13 protein-coding genes and 1 pseudogene are annotated in these 17,991 nt (G+C 70.6%); 1 reads left to right on the forward strand and 13 read right to left on the reverse strand.

Annotated features, from left to right (window positions below; genetic code table 11):
- Window positions 1-3: 3 nt before the first annotated feature.
- The 11 genes and pseudogenes from ACPA54_RS03130 to ACPA54_RS03180 form a co-directional block, all read right to left on the reverse strand.
- Window positions 4-1,011 carry a 2,5-dihydroxypyridine 5,6-dioxygenase NicX family protein gene (locus ACPA54_RS03130; RefSeq protein ID WP_423526492.1) on the reverse strand — a complete coding sequence of 336 codons (1,008 nt, stop codon included), beginning with the start codon at window positions 1,009-1,011 and terminating at the stop codon, window positions 4-6.
- Window positions 1,012-1,061: 50 nt separating this feature from the next.
- Entirely contained in the window at window positions 1,062-1,838 is a 777-nt protein-coding gene (locus ACPA54_RS03135) for an SDR family oxidoreductase (protein ID WP_423526494.1), read from the reverse strand.
- A 55-nt stretch (window positions 1,839-1,893) separates the two neighbouring features.
- Window positions 1,894-2,091: a ferredoxin gene (locus ACPA54_RS03140; RefSeq protein WP_423526495.1), complete on the reverse strand. Its 198-nt coding sequence runs from the start codon at window positions 2,089-2,091 to the stop codon at window positions 1,894-1,896.
- A gap of 88 nt (window positions 2,092-2,179) precedes the next feature.
- A complete protein-coding gene (locus tag ACPA54_RS03145) occupies window positions 2,180-3,496 on the reverse strand; it encodes an NADH-ubiquinone oxidoreductase-F iron-sulfur binding region domain-containing protein (RefSeq protein WP_423526497.1) in 1,317 nt (438 codons plus the stop codon).
- On the reverse strand, window positions 3,493-4,140 hold the full coding sequence (locus tag ACPA54_RS03150) for an isochorismatase family protein (protein ID WP_423526499.1): 648 nt from the start codon (window positions 4,138-4,140) through the stop codon (window positions 3,493-3,495). The genes ACPA54_RS03145 and ACPA54_RS03150 overlap by 4 nt, the downstream gene beginning before the upstream one ends.
- Window positions 4,137-4,973 carry an SDR family oxidoreductase gene (locus tag ACPA54_RS03155; protein ID WP_423526500.1) on the reverse strand — a complete coding sequence of 279 codons (837 nt, stop codon included), beginning with the start codon at window positions 4,971-4,973 and terminating at the stop codon, window positions 4,137-4,139. Before ACPA54_RS03155 ends, ACPA54_RS03150 begins: the two co-directional genes overlap by 4 nt.
- Window positions 4,970-6,436 (reverse strand): aromatic ring-hydroxylating oxygenase subunit alpha, encoded by a 1,467-nt coding sequence (locus ACPA54_RS03160; protein WP_423526502.1) that lies wholly within the window; start codon window positions 6,434-6,436, stop codon window positions 4,970-4,972. Before ACPA54_RS03160 ends, ACPA54_RS03155 begins: the two co-directional genes overlap by 4 nt.
- 82 nt (window positions 6,437-6,518) lie before the next feature.
- On the reverse strand, window positions 6,519-7,049 hold the full coding sequence (locus ACPA54_RS03165) for an aromatic-ring-hydroxylating dioxygenase subunit beta (protein ID WP_423526504.1): 531 nt from the start codon (window positions 7,047-7,049) through the stop codon (window positions 6,519-6,521).
- A 745-nt stretch (window positions 7,050-7,794) separates the two neighbouring features.
- On the reverse strand, window positions 7,795-8,100 hold the full coding sequence (locus ACPA54_RS03170) for an IS3 family transposase (protein ID WP_423526506.1): 306 nt from the start codon (window positions 8,098-8,100) through the stop codon (window positions 7,795-7,797).
- A 421-nt stretch (window positions 8,101-8,521) separates the two neighbouring features.
- A pseudogene (locus ACPA54_RS03175) lies at window positions 8,522-11,935 on the reverse strand (glycosyltransferase).
- A gap of 179 nt (window positions 11,936-12,114) precedes the next feature.
- Window positions 12,115-12,237, reverse strand: a complete 123-nt coding sequence (locus tag ACPA54_RS03180; protein WP_423526508.1) for a hypothetical protein — start codon at window positions 12,235-12,237, stop codon at window positions 12,115-12,117.
- A gap of 966 nt (window positions 12,238-13,203) precedes the next feature.
- On the opposite strand from ACPA54_RS03180, the gene ACPA54_RS03185 reads away from it, so the two are divergent.
- Window positions 13,204-14,241, forward strand: coding sequence for a recombinase family protein (locus ACPA54_RS03185; RefSeq protein ID WP_423526510.1), 1,038 nt, complete (start codon window positions 13,204-13,206; stop codon window positions 14,239-14,241).
- A gap of 563 nt (window positions 14,242-14,804) precedes the next feature.
- Here ACPA54_RS03185 and ACPA54_RS03190 read toward each other — a convergent pair.
- Both ACPA54_RS03190 and ACPA54_RS03195 read right to left on the reverse strand, forming a co-directional pair.
- A complete protein-coding gene (locus tag ACPA54_RS03190) occupies window positions 14,805-16,535 on the reverse strand; it encodes an L-aspartate oxidase (RefSeq protein ID WP_423526511.1) in 1,731 nt (576 codons plus the stop codon).
- A 77-nt stretch (window positions 16,536-16,612) separates the two neighbouring features.
- On the reverse strand, window positions 16,613-17,815 hold the full coding sequence (locus tag ACPA54_RS03195; protein WP_423526513.1) for a low temperature requirement protein A: 1,203 nt from the start codon (window positions 17,813-17,815) through the stop codon (window positions 16,613-16,615).
- Between the last annotated feature and the right edge of the window lie 176 nt (window positions 17,816-17,991).

The following is a 17,991-nucleotide window of genomic DNA, read 5'->3' on the forward strand; positions in this document are numbered from 1 at the left end:
CCTTCACACGAGCCGGCCGTCGCGGGTGACCGCGTCGCCGTCGATTGTGACCGTGCAGCCGTTCATCGGGATGTCGAGGTGCGCGGGGGTCTCCCGGTCAGCGAACCGGTTCGGGCCCGTGGACCACATGAAGTTGCCGGCAGTCGAACGGAGTTCCTGCCCGTAGAGACTGCGCGGGTCGTACACGTCGAAGGCCGACCAGCGGGCGGCGGGCAGCAGGCCCCAGCCCATGTGCGACACCGCCCACACCTCGGGGTCGTTCCAGGCCTCGAAGTAGTCGCGCAGCAGGACCGCGTCGGCCCCCTTGCCGTGCACGTCGGTGATGAAGCCCTTGTCGATCTCGAAGACGACCTCGTCGCGGACGTAGCGCTGCCAGGGGATCAGCGCGTCCCCCGGCTGCAGGACGATGCGGCCTTGCGCGGTGCGGTCGTGCGGGAAGCAGGCGACGAAGCCGCTCGGCCAGTGGTCCCAGCGTCCCGGCTCGTCGACGTAGCCCCACTGGTGGGTGACGGGCAGGTCGTCGCCGGAGATGTCGGCGGCGAGGTCGGTGCCGGCCGCGCTGGTGACGCGCAGTTCGCGTCCGGCCTTCAGGCGGCGGCCGCCTTCCTCGACCCGGGCTCGCAGGTCGCCGTCACCCATCAAGCGTTCCAGGACGTCGGCTGGCTCGGCGACGAACAGCATGCGCTTGCCGTTGCCGGTGATGCGCGTGCGCACGTCGGAGTGGATGAGGCCGCCGACGGTGACATCCACGACCAGGTCGCATTCCGCGGCGGCGGCGAGCAGCGCGGGCACTTCGCGGCCGTCCGGGGCGTACGGCGGGAGCATCGGGTTGGACAGGCTGGACGCGGTCAGCACCAGCGCGGAAGCACCCAGGTCGCGGGCTGCGGCCACGACGGCCTCGGCGTATTCGGCCTTGTGCCCGAGTTCGGCGATGACGGCGACCTGCTCGTCGGGCCGCAGCCCGCAGAGCTTGAGTTGCTCGACGAAGAGTTCGCGCAGGGTGCGGGACATGGGGGATCACTTCTTCCTGGTCGGGCTGGTGGGGGTCGCGGCGGATCCGGTCAGGGCGCGGACCTGATGGCGCCGCCGTCGATCGCGAACGACGAGCCCGTGGTGAACGACGAACGGGGAGAGGCGAGGAACGCGACGGCGTCGGCGATCTCGTCGGCCTCGGCCCAGCGGCCGAGGGGGATGTCCGCGACGACGCGGGCGATCTCCTCGTCCGCGGTGGTGCCGTTGGCCGCGGACTTGGCGTTCACGATGTCGCGCATCCGGTCGGTGCCGGTGGCGCCGGGCATGACCTGCACGGTCCGGACGCCGTGCGGCGCGACTTCCGCGGCCAGTTGCTTGGACAGAGCGGAAATCGCCGAGCGGAACGCGGACGACAGCACCCCGCCGGGCGCGGGCTGCCGCACCCACGTGGAGGTGAGGAAGACGATGCAGCCGCCGCCCTGCGCGGCCATCTGGCGGGCCCCCGCACGGGCGAGCTGCACTGCGGGGCGCAGGAGCAGGTCGTAGGCGGCGGCCCAGTCGGCGTCGGTGGTGTCGAGAAACGGGCCGAGGCGCGGCCCGGGCGTGTTCACGACCAGGATGTCGAGGCGGCCGTGGGCGGCGACGACACCGGGCACGAACTCCGCTGTGGCGGCGGGATCGGCGAGGTCCAGTACGGCAGGCACGACACCGCCCGGGACGCCGGGCGTCGCCTCGGCTGGGGCGGCGCTGCGGGACGCGGCGACGGCGGTGGCGCCCTCGGCGGCGAACCGCCGTGCGACGGCCGCGCCGATGCCTCGGCCGGCGGCGGTCACCGCGGCGATCCTGCCGTGGAGTTCGAGGTCCATGAGTGGTGCTCCTTGCGGACGAACGTGCGGGGCGGAGGGGCGGCTCGGACCGGGCCTACGCTTCGAGGAGCGATATCGCGCCTTCGGGGCAGTCCGCGGCGGCGGTGCGCGCCGCTTCCTCGGCGTCGGCCGGGACCGTGCCATCGCCCGCGACGGCGGCGTAACCCCACTCGTCCAGGCTGAAGACCGACGGGCAGTGCTCGGCACAGGTTCCGTAGGCGCTGCACTTGGTGGCGTCGACAGTGGCTTTCATGACGTGTCCTTCGTCTGCGGATGGTGCGGGTGCGGATCCGGGGTACGGACCGGGTCCGGGTGCGTGGGGGCGGGTGCGGGGCCTCCGGTCAGGGGCCCGGCCGGTCGGGTATCGGAGGCGCGCTTCCGGCGGACCCGGCGTCCCCGGGTGCCGGGCTCTCCCCGGGGAACTCCTCCGGGTACTCCCCCGCCACCGAACGGGCCAGCGTCGCGGCGCCGTCGAGGAACGCGCACGCACCCCGGCCCGGGAGGCTCTGCCCCCAGCGCACGAGCTTGGCGTGGTCGTCCGCGCGCCCCTGCCCGTCACGGACCCGGGCGAAGGTCTCGCCGATGGCCCGGGTCCCGTTCAGGCACACACCGCACTGAGCGGCGGATTCGGCGGCGTACCAGGCGCCGATCTCGGCGGCGGCGGCGAGGATCGGCCGGTCCGGACCGAGCGCGGTGAACGCGCCGCAACCCAGGCCCGAGCCGGCCGCGCGGAGCGCGTCGTAGCAGCAGGCCGTGCCGGCGCGGTCGCGGCGCAGCACGCCGCCGAACCAGCCGCCGGCGAGAAATCCGTGAACGCCGTCCACGAGTCCCCCGCCGACCTGCTCGAACAGTTCCTCGACGGTCAGGCCGAGCGGCACCTCGTAGACGCCGGGCCTTCCGCACGCCCCGGAGAGGGTCACCAGCGCGGTTCCGGGCGAGGCGGCGGTGCCGTAGGCGCGGAAGGCCTCTGCGCCGATCCGCGATATCACCGCGGCGTGGGCGAGCGTCTCGACGTTCGACACCAGGGTCGGCAGTCCGTCCACGCCGCGTTCGAAGGGGCGAGGCGGCTTGGCGGTCGGCAGCGCGGGGCCGCCGTTGATCGCCCGCACGAGCGCGCTCTCCTCGCCGGCCACGTACGTCGACGCGACCTCGTGGACCTCCAGGGACGCGGCGGCCGCGTCGCCGTCGGCGGCGAGTTCCGCGATGGCGTCCCGCACCGCCGCGGCTGTCTCCTCGTGCGACAGGTACACGATCGCCCGTGCGGCGCCGACGGTACGGGCCGCGAGCAGCAGCCCGTCGAGCACCAGGTGCGGCCGGTGGGTGAGGAGCCACCGGTCCTTGGCGGACGCAGGCTCGCCCTCCTCCCCGTTGGCAACGGCGACGGTGGCCCCGGTCGAGGCCGCGACAGTCCGCCATTTGACGTGCGCGGAGAACGCGGCGCCGCCGCGGCCGCGCAGTCCGGCGCGTTCCAGCTCGCCGACGATGCCGTCCGCCAGCGGGTTGCGGTAGGTGCCGAGGGCACGCTCGGCAGCGAGGTCCAAGCGTCTGTCGGCGGCTGCCGGAACGGCGAGACGCGGTTCGATCCCGGGGTGTGCGGCCGCCCGGGCGGGCAACGCGCGCGCGTCTTCGGCCAGGGGCGTGGAGAGGGTGGCAGTCATGGTGTGCTCACCTCCGCGAGCATCCGCAGCGCCGCGTCGAGGGTGACGACGTCGGCGTATTTGGCGTCCATGTCGAGCAGGTTGGCCTCGTGCGGTTCGGGGGCGCGGTCGCCGACGCAGTCGCGGACGACGAACGCGGGGTAGCCCGCCGTGCACGCGTCGACCGCGGTGGCCCGGACGCAGCCGGACGTGGTGGCGCCGGTGATGATCACGCCGTCCGCCGCGAGGGAGACGAGGAGCGACGCGAGCCCGGTGTTGGCGAACGCGGATGCCGCGCGCTTGACGACGAGGGGTTCGCCGGCGCGCCGGCCGAGCCGGGCGTCCACCGAGACGGCCTGGCTGCCCTCGGTCATCACCCGCAGCGCGGGCATCTTGCGCAGCCAGGCCGCGCCTTCCGCACCGTCTTCGGCAAAGGCGATCGTGGTGAAGACGACCGGCACGCCGGTGCCGCGGGCCGCGTCGAGCAGGATGTGGGTCGCCTCGACGACGGCGTCGAGGTCGCTGCCCGGCGGGTACGCGGGGTCGGTGAACCCGTCGACGAGGTCGACCACCAGGACGGCCGGCCGTCGGACCGGTGCCAGCCGTCCGCCGATGCCCCGGGCCCGGTACGCGTGCATCACCTGCGCGGACGTCCTGGTGTTCACTGGTCCCCGCCTTCGGTGGCGGCCCACAGGTCGTCCCCGCCGGCGGGGGTGCCGAGACCGCGCGAGAGCAGCCCGGAGTCGGCCACGATGGTGGTGCCGGTGACCGCGACGGTGTCCGCCGGGTCGGCGAGCATGACGTACAGGCCGGCCATGTCGTCGGGTGTCGGCACCCGGTGCAGCGGGAGGGCGTCCTCGGTGCCGGGCAGGACCGCGTCCCGGGCTTGCTGGCCGAGCGCGCCGAGGCCGCTCATCACGGTCGGGAGCACCCCGGGCGCGACCGCGTTGACCCGGACCGCGGGCGCGAGTTCGTAGGCGAGCTGGGTGACTAGGCCGCGAACGGCGTGTTTGGCCGAGGTGTAGAGGACCCCGCCGCCGCCCGCACGGTAGGAGGCATACGACGCGGTGAGCACCACACGCCCGCGCCGGGCGGCAAGAGGCTCCAGGACGGCGCGGAGGTTGAGCAGGACGGACCCGACGTTGGCCCGGTAGCACTCGTCCAAGGCGGCGCCGAGTTCCGCCCCGTCGATGTCGGCCAGGCGCGCGCCGTGGTCGTAGACGCCCACGCAGGAGACGAACACGTCGGGTCCTCCGAACGTGTCGCGGACCTCGGCGGCCAACTCCCGGCTGCCCTCCCACGTGGCCGCGTCGGCGGTGACCGCCCGCAGACGCGGGTGATCGCCCGCCGACGCGGCGAGGGCCGCGACGCGTTCCGGGTCGCGGTCGGCCGCGACGACGGCGCAGCCCTCGGCGAGATAGCGGCGGGTCACGGCGGCGCCGAGGCCGCCCGCCGCGCCGACGATCAGCGCGGTCTGGCCTTCGAGACGCCCGGTCATGCCTCGGCCCCGCCGCCCGGCACGGCCGCGTCGTCGGATGCGGTCTCCGGAGTGTCCTCGGGGAAGGTGAGCGCGGGCCATTCGCCGGGCTCGGCACCCATCATCTTCGCGTAGAACTCGAACAGGTTGCGCTGGACGCCCTCTTCGTAGCGGGTCCAGTAGACGCGGCCGGGACCGGGCCATTCGCGGACCGGTTCGGCGATGCCGACCCCCGGTTGCCCCATCCGGTAGTTGAGCTTGAAGTCGAGGATCTCGGCCGCGGTGGACCGGCCGGTGCGGCCGACGGTGATCCACGGCTCGGTGTCGTCCATCTCGAACGCGCCGCCCATGGAGAAGGTGCCGAGGCCCGCACGGTAGGCGCGGTCCTTCTGCTCGGGGCTGAGGTTCTTGTACGCGCAGAACCAGTTCCACACCTCGACCTGCCCGGCGCCGTGCGGCTGCCAGGTGCGGATGGTGAGGATGCCGGTGGGCGCGTGGTTGGCGCCGTCTTCGGTCATGGGCAGCGCGAGCACCGAGAAGTTCGGGAAGACGTTGCCGACGAACACCCGTGACCGGCGGGCGACATCGAGTTGCTCGGCGGTGATGTTGGAGGTGTTGAAGGTGGCGACCAGTTCCTCGGGGAATCCGAAGAACTTCGGGCCCGGTTCCTGCTCGTCCGCGGCCATCGAGAAGGACAGCGAGTGTCCCGGGGACGCCTGGATGTGGTAGCCCATCATGTTCTCGCGGAACGGCACGGGGAACGCGCCGATCTCCCATACCGAGCGGTGCAGGGTGCCGAGGTGGTAGTCGTCGCCGGAGAAGTTGTCGGCCCCGGACTTCCAGTTGGCGTCGATGACGAACCGCTGCGGCGGACCGAGCACCTGCATGCCGTGCTCGTTGAGGCCGAAGATGAGGTCGAGGTACCAGGCCATGCCGCCGAGGTAGTCGAGCAGCGGCGGTGCGTCCGAGTCGAGCGTGGCGAAGATCAGGCCCTGGTGGACGCCGACCTTGGCGGCGGTGGCCAGGCCGTTGTCGGCCTTGTTCATCCCGCCGAAGGCGTTGCGCCACAGTGGTGCCCCGACCAGGTTGCCCTTCGTGTTGTAGGTCCACCCGTGGTAGGGGCAGCGGAAGTGCGAGGTGTTGCCGGAATCGGCACGGCACACTTGGACGCCGCGGTGCCGGCAGGCGTCGAAAAGGACGTTCACGCTGCCTTCGTCGTCGCGCACCACGATGAAGGAGTCCTCGCCGATCTTGCGGAGCACATAGTCGCCGACTGCGGGAATCTCGGACTCGTGGGCCATGAAGACCCAGCAGCGGCCGAAGATGCTGCGCAACTCGCGCTTGTAGACGTCCTCGTTGCCGAAGATCGCGGCGGGGACCTCGCCCCGCCCGAGCCCGTCGGCGAGTTCGCCGACGAGCCGGTCGGCGTCGGGGCCGCCGACCGGACCCGGGGCGGTCCCTGGGCCAGTGGTGCGACTCGTCATTGGTCCTCCTCGGCGGACGGTGAAGCGGTTCGTGCGAAGAGCCCGGACATCGGGCGGTGGACATCGGGCATCCGGCGGCGGATCAGAAGAAGATCGCCAGGTTGTGCGTCTTGACGACGGTCAGGTCCAGCAGGACGTCGCGGCGGAGAAGCATCAGCCGCCCGTCCTCGCGGCGCAGCACGTCCGCGCGTTCGTATGCGAGAAGCTGCGGGTCGGCCTGGTCCTGGCGGGTCCGGTACACGAGCTGGTTCGTGCGCACGTGCAGTTCACCGGACGTCTCGTCCTCGCGCACCCGCAGGTTGGTCACGAAATGGCGGATGCGCGACGGGGGGTCCTCGGCCCAGGCGTACTTGGTCTCGTTGCGGGCCACCCGGCTGTCCAGCGAGCCGTAGGTCTCGCGCAGATGGAAGGCGTCGGTCGAGAAGCCTTTGCCCCGCGCACGCTCGACGGTCTGGCGCAGTGGAATCTCGTAGGTCACGTCGCGGCTGACCATGTGCTCCAGCCACTCCCGCTCGCGGTAGTCGTCCAGAAGCTCGGCCTCGGTGTGCACCCAGTCCAGAACCTCTGCGTATACGTCCGTCCTGGAGCCGACGGCGCGAAGGTCCGAGGTCATCGACCACCTCCTAGTAAGTGCCTACACTTTTGCATGCAGTTTGCGGGCTGACAAGAGTCGCCGCGAAATCCCCCGAACCGGCCGCGGGCAGACGCGGGGCCTGGACGGTGATGGACATCAGGCCTCCGCGGGTTCGTGTGGGGTGCGGTCGGCCGGTCCGGCCGCGATGCGGGTGAGGTGCAGCAGCAGGACCTCGGCTGCGGTGTCGGCAACGCGTCGTTACCTGGTGTCCACCCGCGTTTACACCGCGCAAGCGCGGTTCGGCGGATCAGCCGCCGCTCGACGAGCAGCGAGGCCCGCTCGGCCGCCACTCCGGCGTTACGCGCGGTGCCGCGTGGGCGCTGCGGCCCCGGACGTGCCCGGTGTGCGGCATGGCGGCGCAGTGGGATGATCCCGTGCCGACCAGCCGGGCCAGGCACCGGCACCGCAGCGTTCCTGACTTCCACGACGCACGGACGAGCGCTCACCGACGTCGGCCGGCACGGCACCCACGCCTGGCTCGCGCAAAACCCCGGAAGCGGCTGCAAGGTCCCGTGCCGATCGGAAGGGCCGCTCTCTGCCAACCCACCAGTTCCAGACCCTGGGCAGGGGCCCACGCCACCAACTCGTCGATCAACCGACCGTCGACTGCATCCCGAGGAGAGTCGCGACCAGTCCTTCTTGATCCGGCCTCGCCACAGCACCATCTCCATTGCTTCGAGCGGGAGTTCGGCCCACAGGTGCTCGGCGACCTGCCAGCCGACGATCATCGCGAGTACACGTCCAGGACGAACGCGGCGTACACCCAGCCGGACCACGTGCGCACATACGTCAGGTCCGCGACCCACAGCCGGTCGGGGCCGTCGCCGATGAACCGCCGGTCGACCGTGCAGCGGGCGACTACCGCGCCCTTGCGCCGCAGGGCGCGGGTGATCCGCTCGGCCCCGTAGGTGCTCCCGGAATCGGCGTACTCGGCCTCGATCAACCGCATCAGCTGCTCGTCGCGCAGCCGGCGGGCGGATTTGGGGCGCTTCTTGCGCGCGAAGTACGTCGACGGCGAGAGGTCCAGCACCCGGCATACGGGATCGACCCCCGAGACCCGGGGACGGTCGATCTCCTGGCCAAAACCACCGAGGCGGCTTTCAGGATCTCTTGCGCCCGTCCCAACTCCGCTTTCCCTGCGTATTTGCCTTATTTCCCCCTCGGTGGTCAGCCGGTCGGCGCGTTCCCCGGCGTCGGCCTCGGCCTGGCGGACCCAGCCCCGGAGGGCTTCCTTGTGGACGCTCAGTTCCGGACAACGTGCGCGACGGGCCGCCCGGAGGTGCGGACCTCGCGGACCGCCCGCTCCCGCAGCTCATCGGGGTGGCGGCGCCAACATCGCATCAAGTGCGAGCCCGACGCGCGAACCAGTTCTCCGTGGGTGCCGACTCACTCGTCTCTCGGCTTTCGACTCGTACCAATCACTGCTCCGCAGCACAGCGGCGCGCGCCGGGTCAGTGGCCGGCGGTCTCCCGAGCTTCTTCCAGCAGGAGTTCCGCGGCGGCCTTCCAGGTGACACGTTCGGCCAGGACCGCACGGAGTTCCGCGGCGCGTCGGAACGCTGCGGTCCGATCCCGGAGAGTCGCGTCGATCGCCCGGGCCCACGACTCCGCGTCCTCTTCGTCGTAGCCCGACATCGGGACCACCACGCGGCCGACCACCTCCCGGTCCAGGACCTCGGTCAGGAGTTCCGCCAGGCCGCTGGACGCGCTGACCAGCGTCGGCACCCCATGGGTGATCGCTTCGAGGCCGACCAAGCCGAACCCCTCGGAACGCGACGGCATGACGACCAGGCTCGCCCTGCGGATATCCGCCGTGAGCCGATCCTGCTGCGTGGCATAGGTCCGGACGATCACTTCCAGGTCCGGATTGTCGGCCCACTCCGCGATCTGGGCGCGCTGTTCGTCCGCCCCGTCCACAGGTGCGCCGCGGACGAACAGGCTGATCCGGTCGAGCCCGGCACGCCGACGCCACGAGGCGACCGTCGCGCAGGCACGGGCCGCCAGGTCGACGCCCTTGATCCGGGCATCCTCCGTCCGACCGACCAGCAGCACCTTGAGCGGCAGGCCCTCCGGCGGAGTTCGGGGCACGCAGTCGCCCGTGTCGAAACCGGGATCCAGCCGCAACGGCGGGACAAGGACATCCTGCAGTTCGTTCAGGAAGCGGCTGTGCAGTCAGGGGCCTACCGCCACCACGCGGTGCGCGGTCTCCCCGAGGCTGCGCTCGACGTCGGTCCGCTCCTCGGCTCGCTGCGCCGCCTCGTCCAGGCGGTCGGTCTTGTGCCATTCGATCTCGTCGGGCGCCATGTGTACGAAGTGCAGCCGCTTGGCGTCTGGGAAGAAGTCGCCGACCAAGGCGTGGGCAGCCGGCCCGGTGATCCGGCTGTGGCCGACGACGAGATCCGGCACGACGCCGTCCGGCATCCGCGGCCTACGCGTCAACTGGGTACTCGGCTCGGCACCCGGAATCCGTGCCGACGCAAGCAGCTCGACGCCGGCGCCGCGTGCTTCGGCCATCTCCTGCTCGGTCGCCGTGAGCACGACGCAGTAGACGACCGCCCCGGCGCCGGCGAACGCCTGGCAGAGGTTCCGGTTCAGCGTGCTGAGCCCACCGAACGCGGAACTCCACTCCGTGGCCACGGCCAGCACGACCGGCGCCTTCGGCTCGCCTGGAACGACAGCCTGCAACGCCGCCGCATCGACTTCCCCGGTGTCCGGGGACGTGTCCACCCCCAGGAGCAGGCAGGCCGACTCGGTCGCCTCGCCGAGCTGGATGCCCTTCTCCTCCACGACCACCAACTCGCCGTCGCGGATCCGCGGCACATACAGGAACTCCGCCACGGACTCGCTTGCGCCGGCATGCTCACATTCCGCCCGGGTCGCTCGGAACCGCTCCCGGGCCAAGTCCGCGTCGCCGGACTTCAGCGCGGCCACCGCCGCGTTGTACTGCGTCAAGGCACGCTGCCTGGCCGACGTGGCGAGACCAAGGGCCCGATCCGCCCAGGTGGCGACGCCGTCGAAATCCCCCTCTGCCAAGCACAGATAGGCGCTGTTGTTCGCCACGGCCCAGGTCGGTCGCAGCTCGAAACCGAACGACAGATGTTCTCGGGCGGCGTCGGTCTTCCCGGCACCGTAACCGGCCATCGACGCGCTCAAGTGGTTGTCGGCAAATCTGTCGCGCAGCGGCGGCTCCGACGACCGCAGCCAGGCCGTCATCCGGTCCCAGGGCTTGACTGGTTGCCGCGTCCGCTCCACGGTCAGGGCACCGCCGAGCTCGGCCACCCGCGCAGCCGCCGCGGCGAATACCGCGTGCGCGGACAGATCGACGTCGGCGCTGTCGGCGGAGTACGCCCAGCGCACTGCCGAGGCGTCCCCGAACGTGCAGGTGACCGCGGAGAGGTCCAGCGCGCCCGGCATCCCCGAATCCAAAAGCGCCGCATGCACAAAGTCGACCGCGAACGGCATCGCCCCGCCGGAGTCAACGCACATGAGGTCGAAGGCGTCGAGTGCCGCATTGAGGTGGCTCGAATCCATGCCCAGGCAGCACGTCTTCAAGATGCCGCCGGGCATCTCGACCAGCTCCGAAAGAAGGCACGTGAGCCTGCGGCTCAACAACTCCTCGAAGTTCCGCCGGCCCATGATCTGCCGGTGCTTCTGCGTGACCTTGTTGACGATCCAGAGGCGAATATACGTCTCGTCGAAGAGTTCCGCGCCCTCGACAAGTTGGATGACGCTCTGGTCTCGGAGGACGCCGTCGGCGACCAGCCGGTCGCGGTGCGCGGCCAGGAACTCCCAGGTGATGTCGGAGTTTCCGATGACGCGGTACGCCAGCCACACCTCTTCGGCGGTGGCGTGGCCCAGGGCCGAGCAGAGGATGTTGAAGGACAGCAGCTCGTCGTCCGACATGGACCGCACCGCCTGGATCAGGGGGCGCTCGAGAACGTCCCGTCCAGCCTCCAGCCTGGACAGCACGCTCTCGAACATGGGCAGCGAGAGGCTCATGGCCGGGTCGGATCCCGCCTGTTGTCGGGCGAACATCTCGTGGCAGTACAGCTGGATCTCGTAGGGGTTGCCGTCCGTGAGTCGCTGCACGTCCATGACCGTGGCGTGGAAGTCGGCGAATGCCCCCTGTCCGAGACCCACTTCGAGCAGCGGCCGCAACATGCAGTCGGCCACGTCTTCGTATTCGACGAAGCGGGTCAACTCGATTTCCACGAACTGCCGCAGCAGAGGGGAGAACACTTCAGTGATCCGGCGTATCAGATCGGCTGTCCCCGCCAAGACGAACAGGGCTCCGTTGAGACGATTGCCCAGCGTCCTGAGGAGGGACAGGATGCCCCCATCCCCCGCGATCAGTTGGGCTTCGTCGACGAGGATGACGAGAGGTCGGCCCGACTTCCTCACGAACAGCTGCAGATCGTGGCGCAGCGCAACCTCGGGGATGCTCCCGTCGCCGCCGCGCAGCGCACACGCCTCCGGGAACTGAAGTGCGAAGTCCGCCGCCGGTGTCTTGCCAGCGAGGACACGGCGTACCTCGACAGCGGTTTCCTCGGAGATGCCCGCCCCATCGGCGGCGACCGCAACGGTGATCTCCTCGTATAGCTTGCGGACAAAGGCCGGAGCTGTCGCATCACCGGGGACCAGATCCACGCGCACCGGCAGCATTCCGCGCTCGCGCGCCATGGCCTCGGTCCTGTTCAGCAGGCTTGTCTTGCCCGCCGCGCGGCGCCGGTGGATCGCGATGTACCCGGCTGGCTGCTCAGGGCCCATCTGGTCGAGCTCGGCCGCGATGGCCGCCAGCTCGAGCGCCCGGCCGGCGAACATCCCCGGCCGGCGTACGGGATGCCGGTGGTCGTACGGATTGGGCATCTTGGCCGTTGCCACGATGGCTCTCACCCCCGCCGGATTCTAGCTTCCGGTCGAACACCCGCATGAGTAGTCGTCAGTCCACCCAGCGGCGCCCGGGAAGAAGAAATCGGCATTCCCACCGTACCGTTGGCAGAACGCGACCGACATCTCCGCCCTCAAGGCTCAAGGCGCGCCACCCCCTATTGCGCGACGGACACCAGCCACCGGTTCCGCTCCGCCACCACACGGCCGGTCTCCAGGAACACCGGCGCATCCAGCACAAACACGATGTCGCGCCACACGAACTCGTCCACCAGAACCATCCGGCCACCTGCCGCCGAGCCGTTGCAGGCTCACAGCGCCCTCAGTGTCCTGGTTACCGCCGAGCCCGACCTCCCGATGAGCCCTGACACCGTGTTTGACGTCGTCAGCCTCACCAAAGTGGTCGCCGTCTGGCATCCATCGGCGCCCTGTGTCAGGACCGCGTGCTGCCTCTCGACGACGACCTGGACACCTTTTGGCCCGAAGTCCGCAGCCTGGGCAACCCGCAGTCAAGCAGCCCCTGCTCGCCGAGGCTCCGGATCTGTCGCAAGATCCGCTGCGTCGCCGGGTGTCTCCAACGCCGGTACCCGCTGGTGGAATGCTGCGGATCGCCCGCCGGGCACCTACACCGGCCGCAGCGTCGGTTCCAACGGTGGTGACTGGATCGGTGGCCCGCGGGTGCCCCGGGTTCCGAGAGCGGTGCGGGAGTGCGCTTGCGGCTCGCGTACCGCGTGCGTAGGAAACCCACGGCGCGGTGAGAGGCAGCCGCTGGCGGCGGTTGCCTCTACGCGCCGTAGCAGTCCGGCGGCATTTGGCACATGGTCGGACGGAGAAGCACGGTGCTCCGGCTTGAGCCAAGGGACCTGAACTGCCATGGCCGTCACGGAAGAAGCCCCCACAAGCGGCGCCGCACTGGCCTCCTGGGCTGCTGAGCGCCACGACACCGGCCAGTCCGCCGCACCTCGATCGAGCCTGCGCTTTGCGTTCTACGGGCGGGTATCCACCGAGGACCACCAAGACCCCGAGACGTCGCGAGGCTGGCAGCTCCGCAACGCGCAAGGGTTGACAGCGGGGCACGGCCGGATCGTCGTGGAGTTCTTCGACGTCGGGCACACCCGCGTACTGCCCTGGCCCGCCGGCCCGACGCCGCCGCACTGGTCGCCGCACTCGCCGACCCCGACCGGGGCTTCGACGCGATCGTCATCGGGTCGAGCGAGCGGGCCTTCTACGGGCAGCAGTTCGCGAATATGGCGCCGCTGTTCGCGCACTACGGCGTCCCCGTATGGCTGCCCGAACTCGGTGGCGAAGTCGACCCGGAGATCGTCGCCCACGACGAACTGATGGTGCTCCTGGGCATCATCAGCAAACGTGAAGTCGTCCGTGCCCGGATGCGGGCACGCACCTCCATGACCGTCCAAGCGCGCGACCAGGGCCGCTACCTCGGAGGTCGACCGCCCTTCGGCTACCGTCTCGTGGATGCGGGACCGCACCCGAACCGCGCCTGGGCCCGCCGCGGAGCCCGCGCCCAACGCCTGGACATCGACCCGACAAACGGCCCCGTCGTCACCTGGATGTTCCAACAGCGCCTCGCCGGCCACAGCATGGCCCGCATCAACCGCGCGCTGAACGACATGAAGATCCCCTGCCCGGCCGCCGCCGACCCCGAACGCAACCCGCACCGCACCGCCGAAGCTTGGACACTGACGTCCGTGCACACCGTGCTGAGCAACCCGCGCTACACCGGACGACAGGTCTGGAACCGGCAACGCACCGACCACGAGCTGATCGACCCGGACAACACCACCCTCGGCCACCGTGACGTGATGTGCCGCAACACCCCGGACGAGTGGGTGATCTCCGCGAAGCAGGCCCACCCTCCGCTCGTGAGCGAGGCGGACTTCATCGCCGCACAGAGCATCCGCCCCGACAAAACCGCACCCGAGCACACCTACCAGCTCGCCGGACTGCTGCGCTGCGGACACTGCCAACGGCGGATGGAATCATGCTGGTCGAACGGCCGCGCCGCCTACCGCTGCCGACACGGACACTCCAGCGCCACACCCCGGGACACGAACCGAACGCCCAACGCGTATGTGCGCGAAGACCACGTCCTCGCCCGCCTGCCGGCGCTCCATCTGATGCACACCGGCGAGGAAACGGCACCTGGCCCGGCGGGTGCAGTCGCGCGCCTCCGCGCCGACGGGATCGGGCTGATCTACAACCATGACGGTCGCACCGTGACCGCCGACACCGACAAGAAGGAGAGGATCGCCATCGGACGTTAGAGCCCGCAGCGCCGACCGGTCTCGGACACCCGGTCAGAGCGCGACCGACACTCACCCCGAACCGTCAGGAGGCGACCGCCAGACACAGACCCCGGAAACGACGAACACCCGCCTCGGCCGAGGCCAAGCACGGGTGCCGATCAACGCTGCCCAGAAACCGAAGTTCGTGGGGCAATTATGTGTCCGAGACCGTCATCTCCATACTCGCCCGCGGCGCGGAACTCTCCATGGTGGAAAGGCCCGACGCCGGGCCTCTCGTCCTCGCCTGATGGCAGGGGTGTCCGCCGCCGGACTAACGGCACGTCGCTCAAGCCCACGGACGCCGGCGCGATCGGCACACCGCGAGTTCCCTGGGTATCCGTCCGGGACGTTCATGGAGGACGTGTTACCGGGTCGGCCGGGCAACGGAATTCGGCGTGGCCGCTCGAGCTGTCCGGGCTGTCGGTGATACGGGCGCCGAAGCGGTAGCAGGTGCAGTAGGGGCGGTGACGCAGGCCGCACACGAGCCCGAGCCCGAGCCGGGGAGTCCGTCGTGCGAACGCCCCTCGTTACGAGTCTTGCGGTCACTCCACAAGCTTCCCCGCGGACGAGACCTCACGCATAAGGGAGGTGATGTCCGCAGGCACAGAGGGCAGTTCCTCGCGTTCCAGCTTGCCGGGACCGGACCACACCAGGTTGACCCGCAGGGCGGGATCAGTGGCCGGGTAGTCGGAGCGGTTGTGGCAGCCCCGTGTTTCCCGGCGTTCGAGCGCGGCTTCGAGCGTCGCCCGGGCCGCCAATGCGGTGCCGCGCAGGTCGAAGGCGTGGGCGAGGTCTTGGTATCCGGCGATATCGGGGTGGATGCCGAGGTCGGCCATCCGGTTCTCGGTCGCGTCCAGTTCCACGAGGCCCCGGAGCAGACCCGTCTCGTCGCGGACCACTCCCGCGTGCTCGGTCATGGTGTCGCGGATGGCGCGTTGGAGGACGCGGACGTTCTCCCGCCCGTCGACGGCAAGGAGTCCGTCGATTTCGGCGCGCGCCTCGGCGACCGCGTCCGCCGAGCGCTGCTGGGCCCGGAGCGCGCCCGAATACGCGGCCGCGGCCTCGCCTGTGATCCGTCCGTACACAAGCAGTTCGATCAGCGAGTTCCCGCCGAGGCGGTTTGCGCCGTGCAGGCCGCTCGCCGCCTCTCCGATCGCGTACAGCCCTTCGACGTCGGTGGCGTGGTCCTCGGCGCGCACCCATACACCGCCCATCGAGTAGTGCGCGGTGGGTGCGATCTCGATCGGGTCCTGTGTGATGTCGCGCATCTGGAGTTCCAGCAGCGTCTGGTGGACGCGCGGCAGCCGCTCCATGATCGTCTCGCGCGGGAGGTGGGACACATCCAGCCAGACACCGCCCTTGGGAGTGCCGCGCCCCTCCTTGATCTCCGTGTAGGCGGCCAGTGCCACCCGGTCGCGTGTGGAAAGCTCCATCCGCTCGGGGTCGTACCGCGTCATGAAGCGTTCGCCGAGGGTGTTGAGCAGGCGCCCGCCTTCACCCCGTGCGGCCTCCGACACCAGCGTTCCGGCCACGTCCTCCGGTTCGACGAGCCCCGACGGGTGGAACTGGACGAGTTCGGGATCGCGGATCCGGGCGCCCGCCAGGACGGCCAGCCGGAACGTGTCGCCGGTGTTCTCGTCCCGGCGGGACGACGTGTGCCGCCAGATCCGGGTATGGCCCCCGGTGGCGAGGATCACCGCGTCCGCGTGGATCACGTACCGGCTGCCGTCCGCCAGGTCGAATCCGTAGGCGCCGAAGACGACGTTGTCCCGTACGAGCAGCCGGGTGATGTAGACGGTGTCCAGGATCGGGACGGCCAGTTCCGCCGCCCGCCGGACCAGCGTGCGCTGGATCTCCAAGCCCGTGTAGTCGCCGCTGAACGCGGTGCGCCGCCATGTGTGGGCGCCGAAGAACCGTTGGGAGATCCGCCCGTCCGCTTCGCGGGCGAACGGCATGCCGTAGCGCACGAGGTCGTCGATCCCACGGGCGGCATTCTCGGTGACGATCCGGACCACGTCGGGGTGAGCGAGGAGGTAGCTCTCCTGGATGGTGTCGGCGGCGTGCTGTTGCCAACTGTCCTGCGGATCCATCGTCCCCAGCGCCGCGTTGATGCCGCCTGCGGCCAGCGTGGTGTGTGCGTCGGACTTCGGCCTCTTGCCGAGCGCCAGCACTCCGACGCCCCGTTCGGCCAGTTCGATTGCGGCGCGCAGTCCCGCACCGCCGGTGCCGATCACCAGGACCGGGGTGGACAGCCGCCGTTCGAGGCCGTTCATCGGGTTCTCCTTCGTCGAGGGGTTCGTGGGGCTCCCGCGCCGGAGCCTGGGGACGGTCGTCGGGGACCGGCCACCGTTCAGCAACGCCGGGCTACCGCGGGAAAGGTGGCGACGACCATCGCGACTCCGACGGCCGCCAGCGCTCCCGCGACGGCGATGACGCCGATGCGCGGTGCCGCCAACGGCAGGAGCAGGACCGTCGCCACGGCGCCCAGCAACGCCCGCGGCCGCATCACGTACTCGGGGACGATGGGCGCGTGGATCAGTTGCAGCAGCACCACCACGGCGGCCGTCGGGACGGCCACGGCGTAGCCGATCGCGAGCGGTGACGCCGCGAGCGGGTGCCCCGACTGCTCGACCGCGACTTCCAGCCCCGCCCCCAGTGCCGCGAGCCCGGCGAACACCCCATAGTGGCCGTAACCCCACAAATAGGAAGCTTCCCGCCGGTCCAAGAGTCCGCGGCCGGCCGGGAGGCGGAAGTAGAGCCACCACAACGCGAACAGCAGCACGAGGCCGGACATGGCCACGACGACGGTCTCTCCCCCGATGTCGGCCGCGTCCAGCGCCGTGCGAACCCCGTTGGACACGGCGAGCACGCTCTCACCGAAGAGGATGAGCGTGAACAGTCCGTAGCGCTCCGCGATGTGGTGCGGATGCCAGGCCGTACCGCCGGCGCGTTCCGCCCACCAGGGCACGCACAATTCGAGCATCGCGAGCGCGGCGAAGGACGGGATCTCGGCCGCGGACGGCAGGGCCTCCGCTTCCGCGAGGACCAGGCGCAGGAGCCACCCGAGTTGGAGGAGCGCGATGCCCGCCGCGTACCGCACGGCGGTGCGTCGTCCTTCCGGGTGCTCGACCGCGGCACGCAGCCATTGCGCGACGAGCGCGGCGCGCATGACGACATAGCCGGCCGTGACGAGCCGGAAGTCCGCGTCCGCGCCGGTGGCGGGCACACCCGCGGCCAGGACGAGTACGCCTGCCATCTGCACCATCGTCAGCACCCGGTACGCGACGTCGTCGGTGTCATAGGACGACGCGAACCACGTGAAGTTCATCCACGCCCACCACACGGCGAAGAACACTTCGAGGAACGGCACGAGGCCGGAAAGGACGTGCCCGGCCGCGATCCGGTGCGCGTACTGGGCGGTCACGGCCGCGACGGCGACGACGAACGTGAGGTCGAAGAGCAGTTCGAGCGGGCTCGCGGTGCGGTGCGGTTCGTCGGCCGCGCGACCGGTCATCCGGATCCGGATCCGGTACTCGTCGACTGCTGGGGGCACGTTCTCGCTCCTTGGGTCCGTCAGTCCGGCTGCCGTCAGACAAGACCGGACGCGACCCGCGCTTGTGACACCGTCCAGGCCGGCAGGCCGTCTTCCCGGACTTCCGAGCGAACTGTCACAGCCTCCCGAGGTCCCCGGTCATACCTGTCGTCCGGGTGACGACGGCGTCCCCGGAG

It is taken from the genome of Uniformispora flossi (genome assembly GCF_049534875.1).
Taxonomy (GTDB): domain Bacteria; phylum Actinomycetota; class Actinomycetes; order Streptomycetales; family Streptomycetaceae; genus Yinghuangia; species Yinghuangia aomiensis.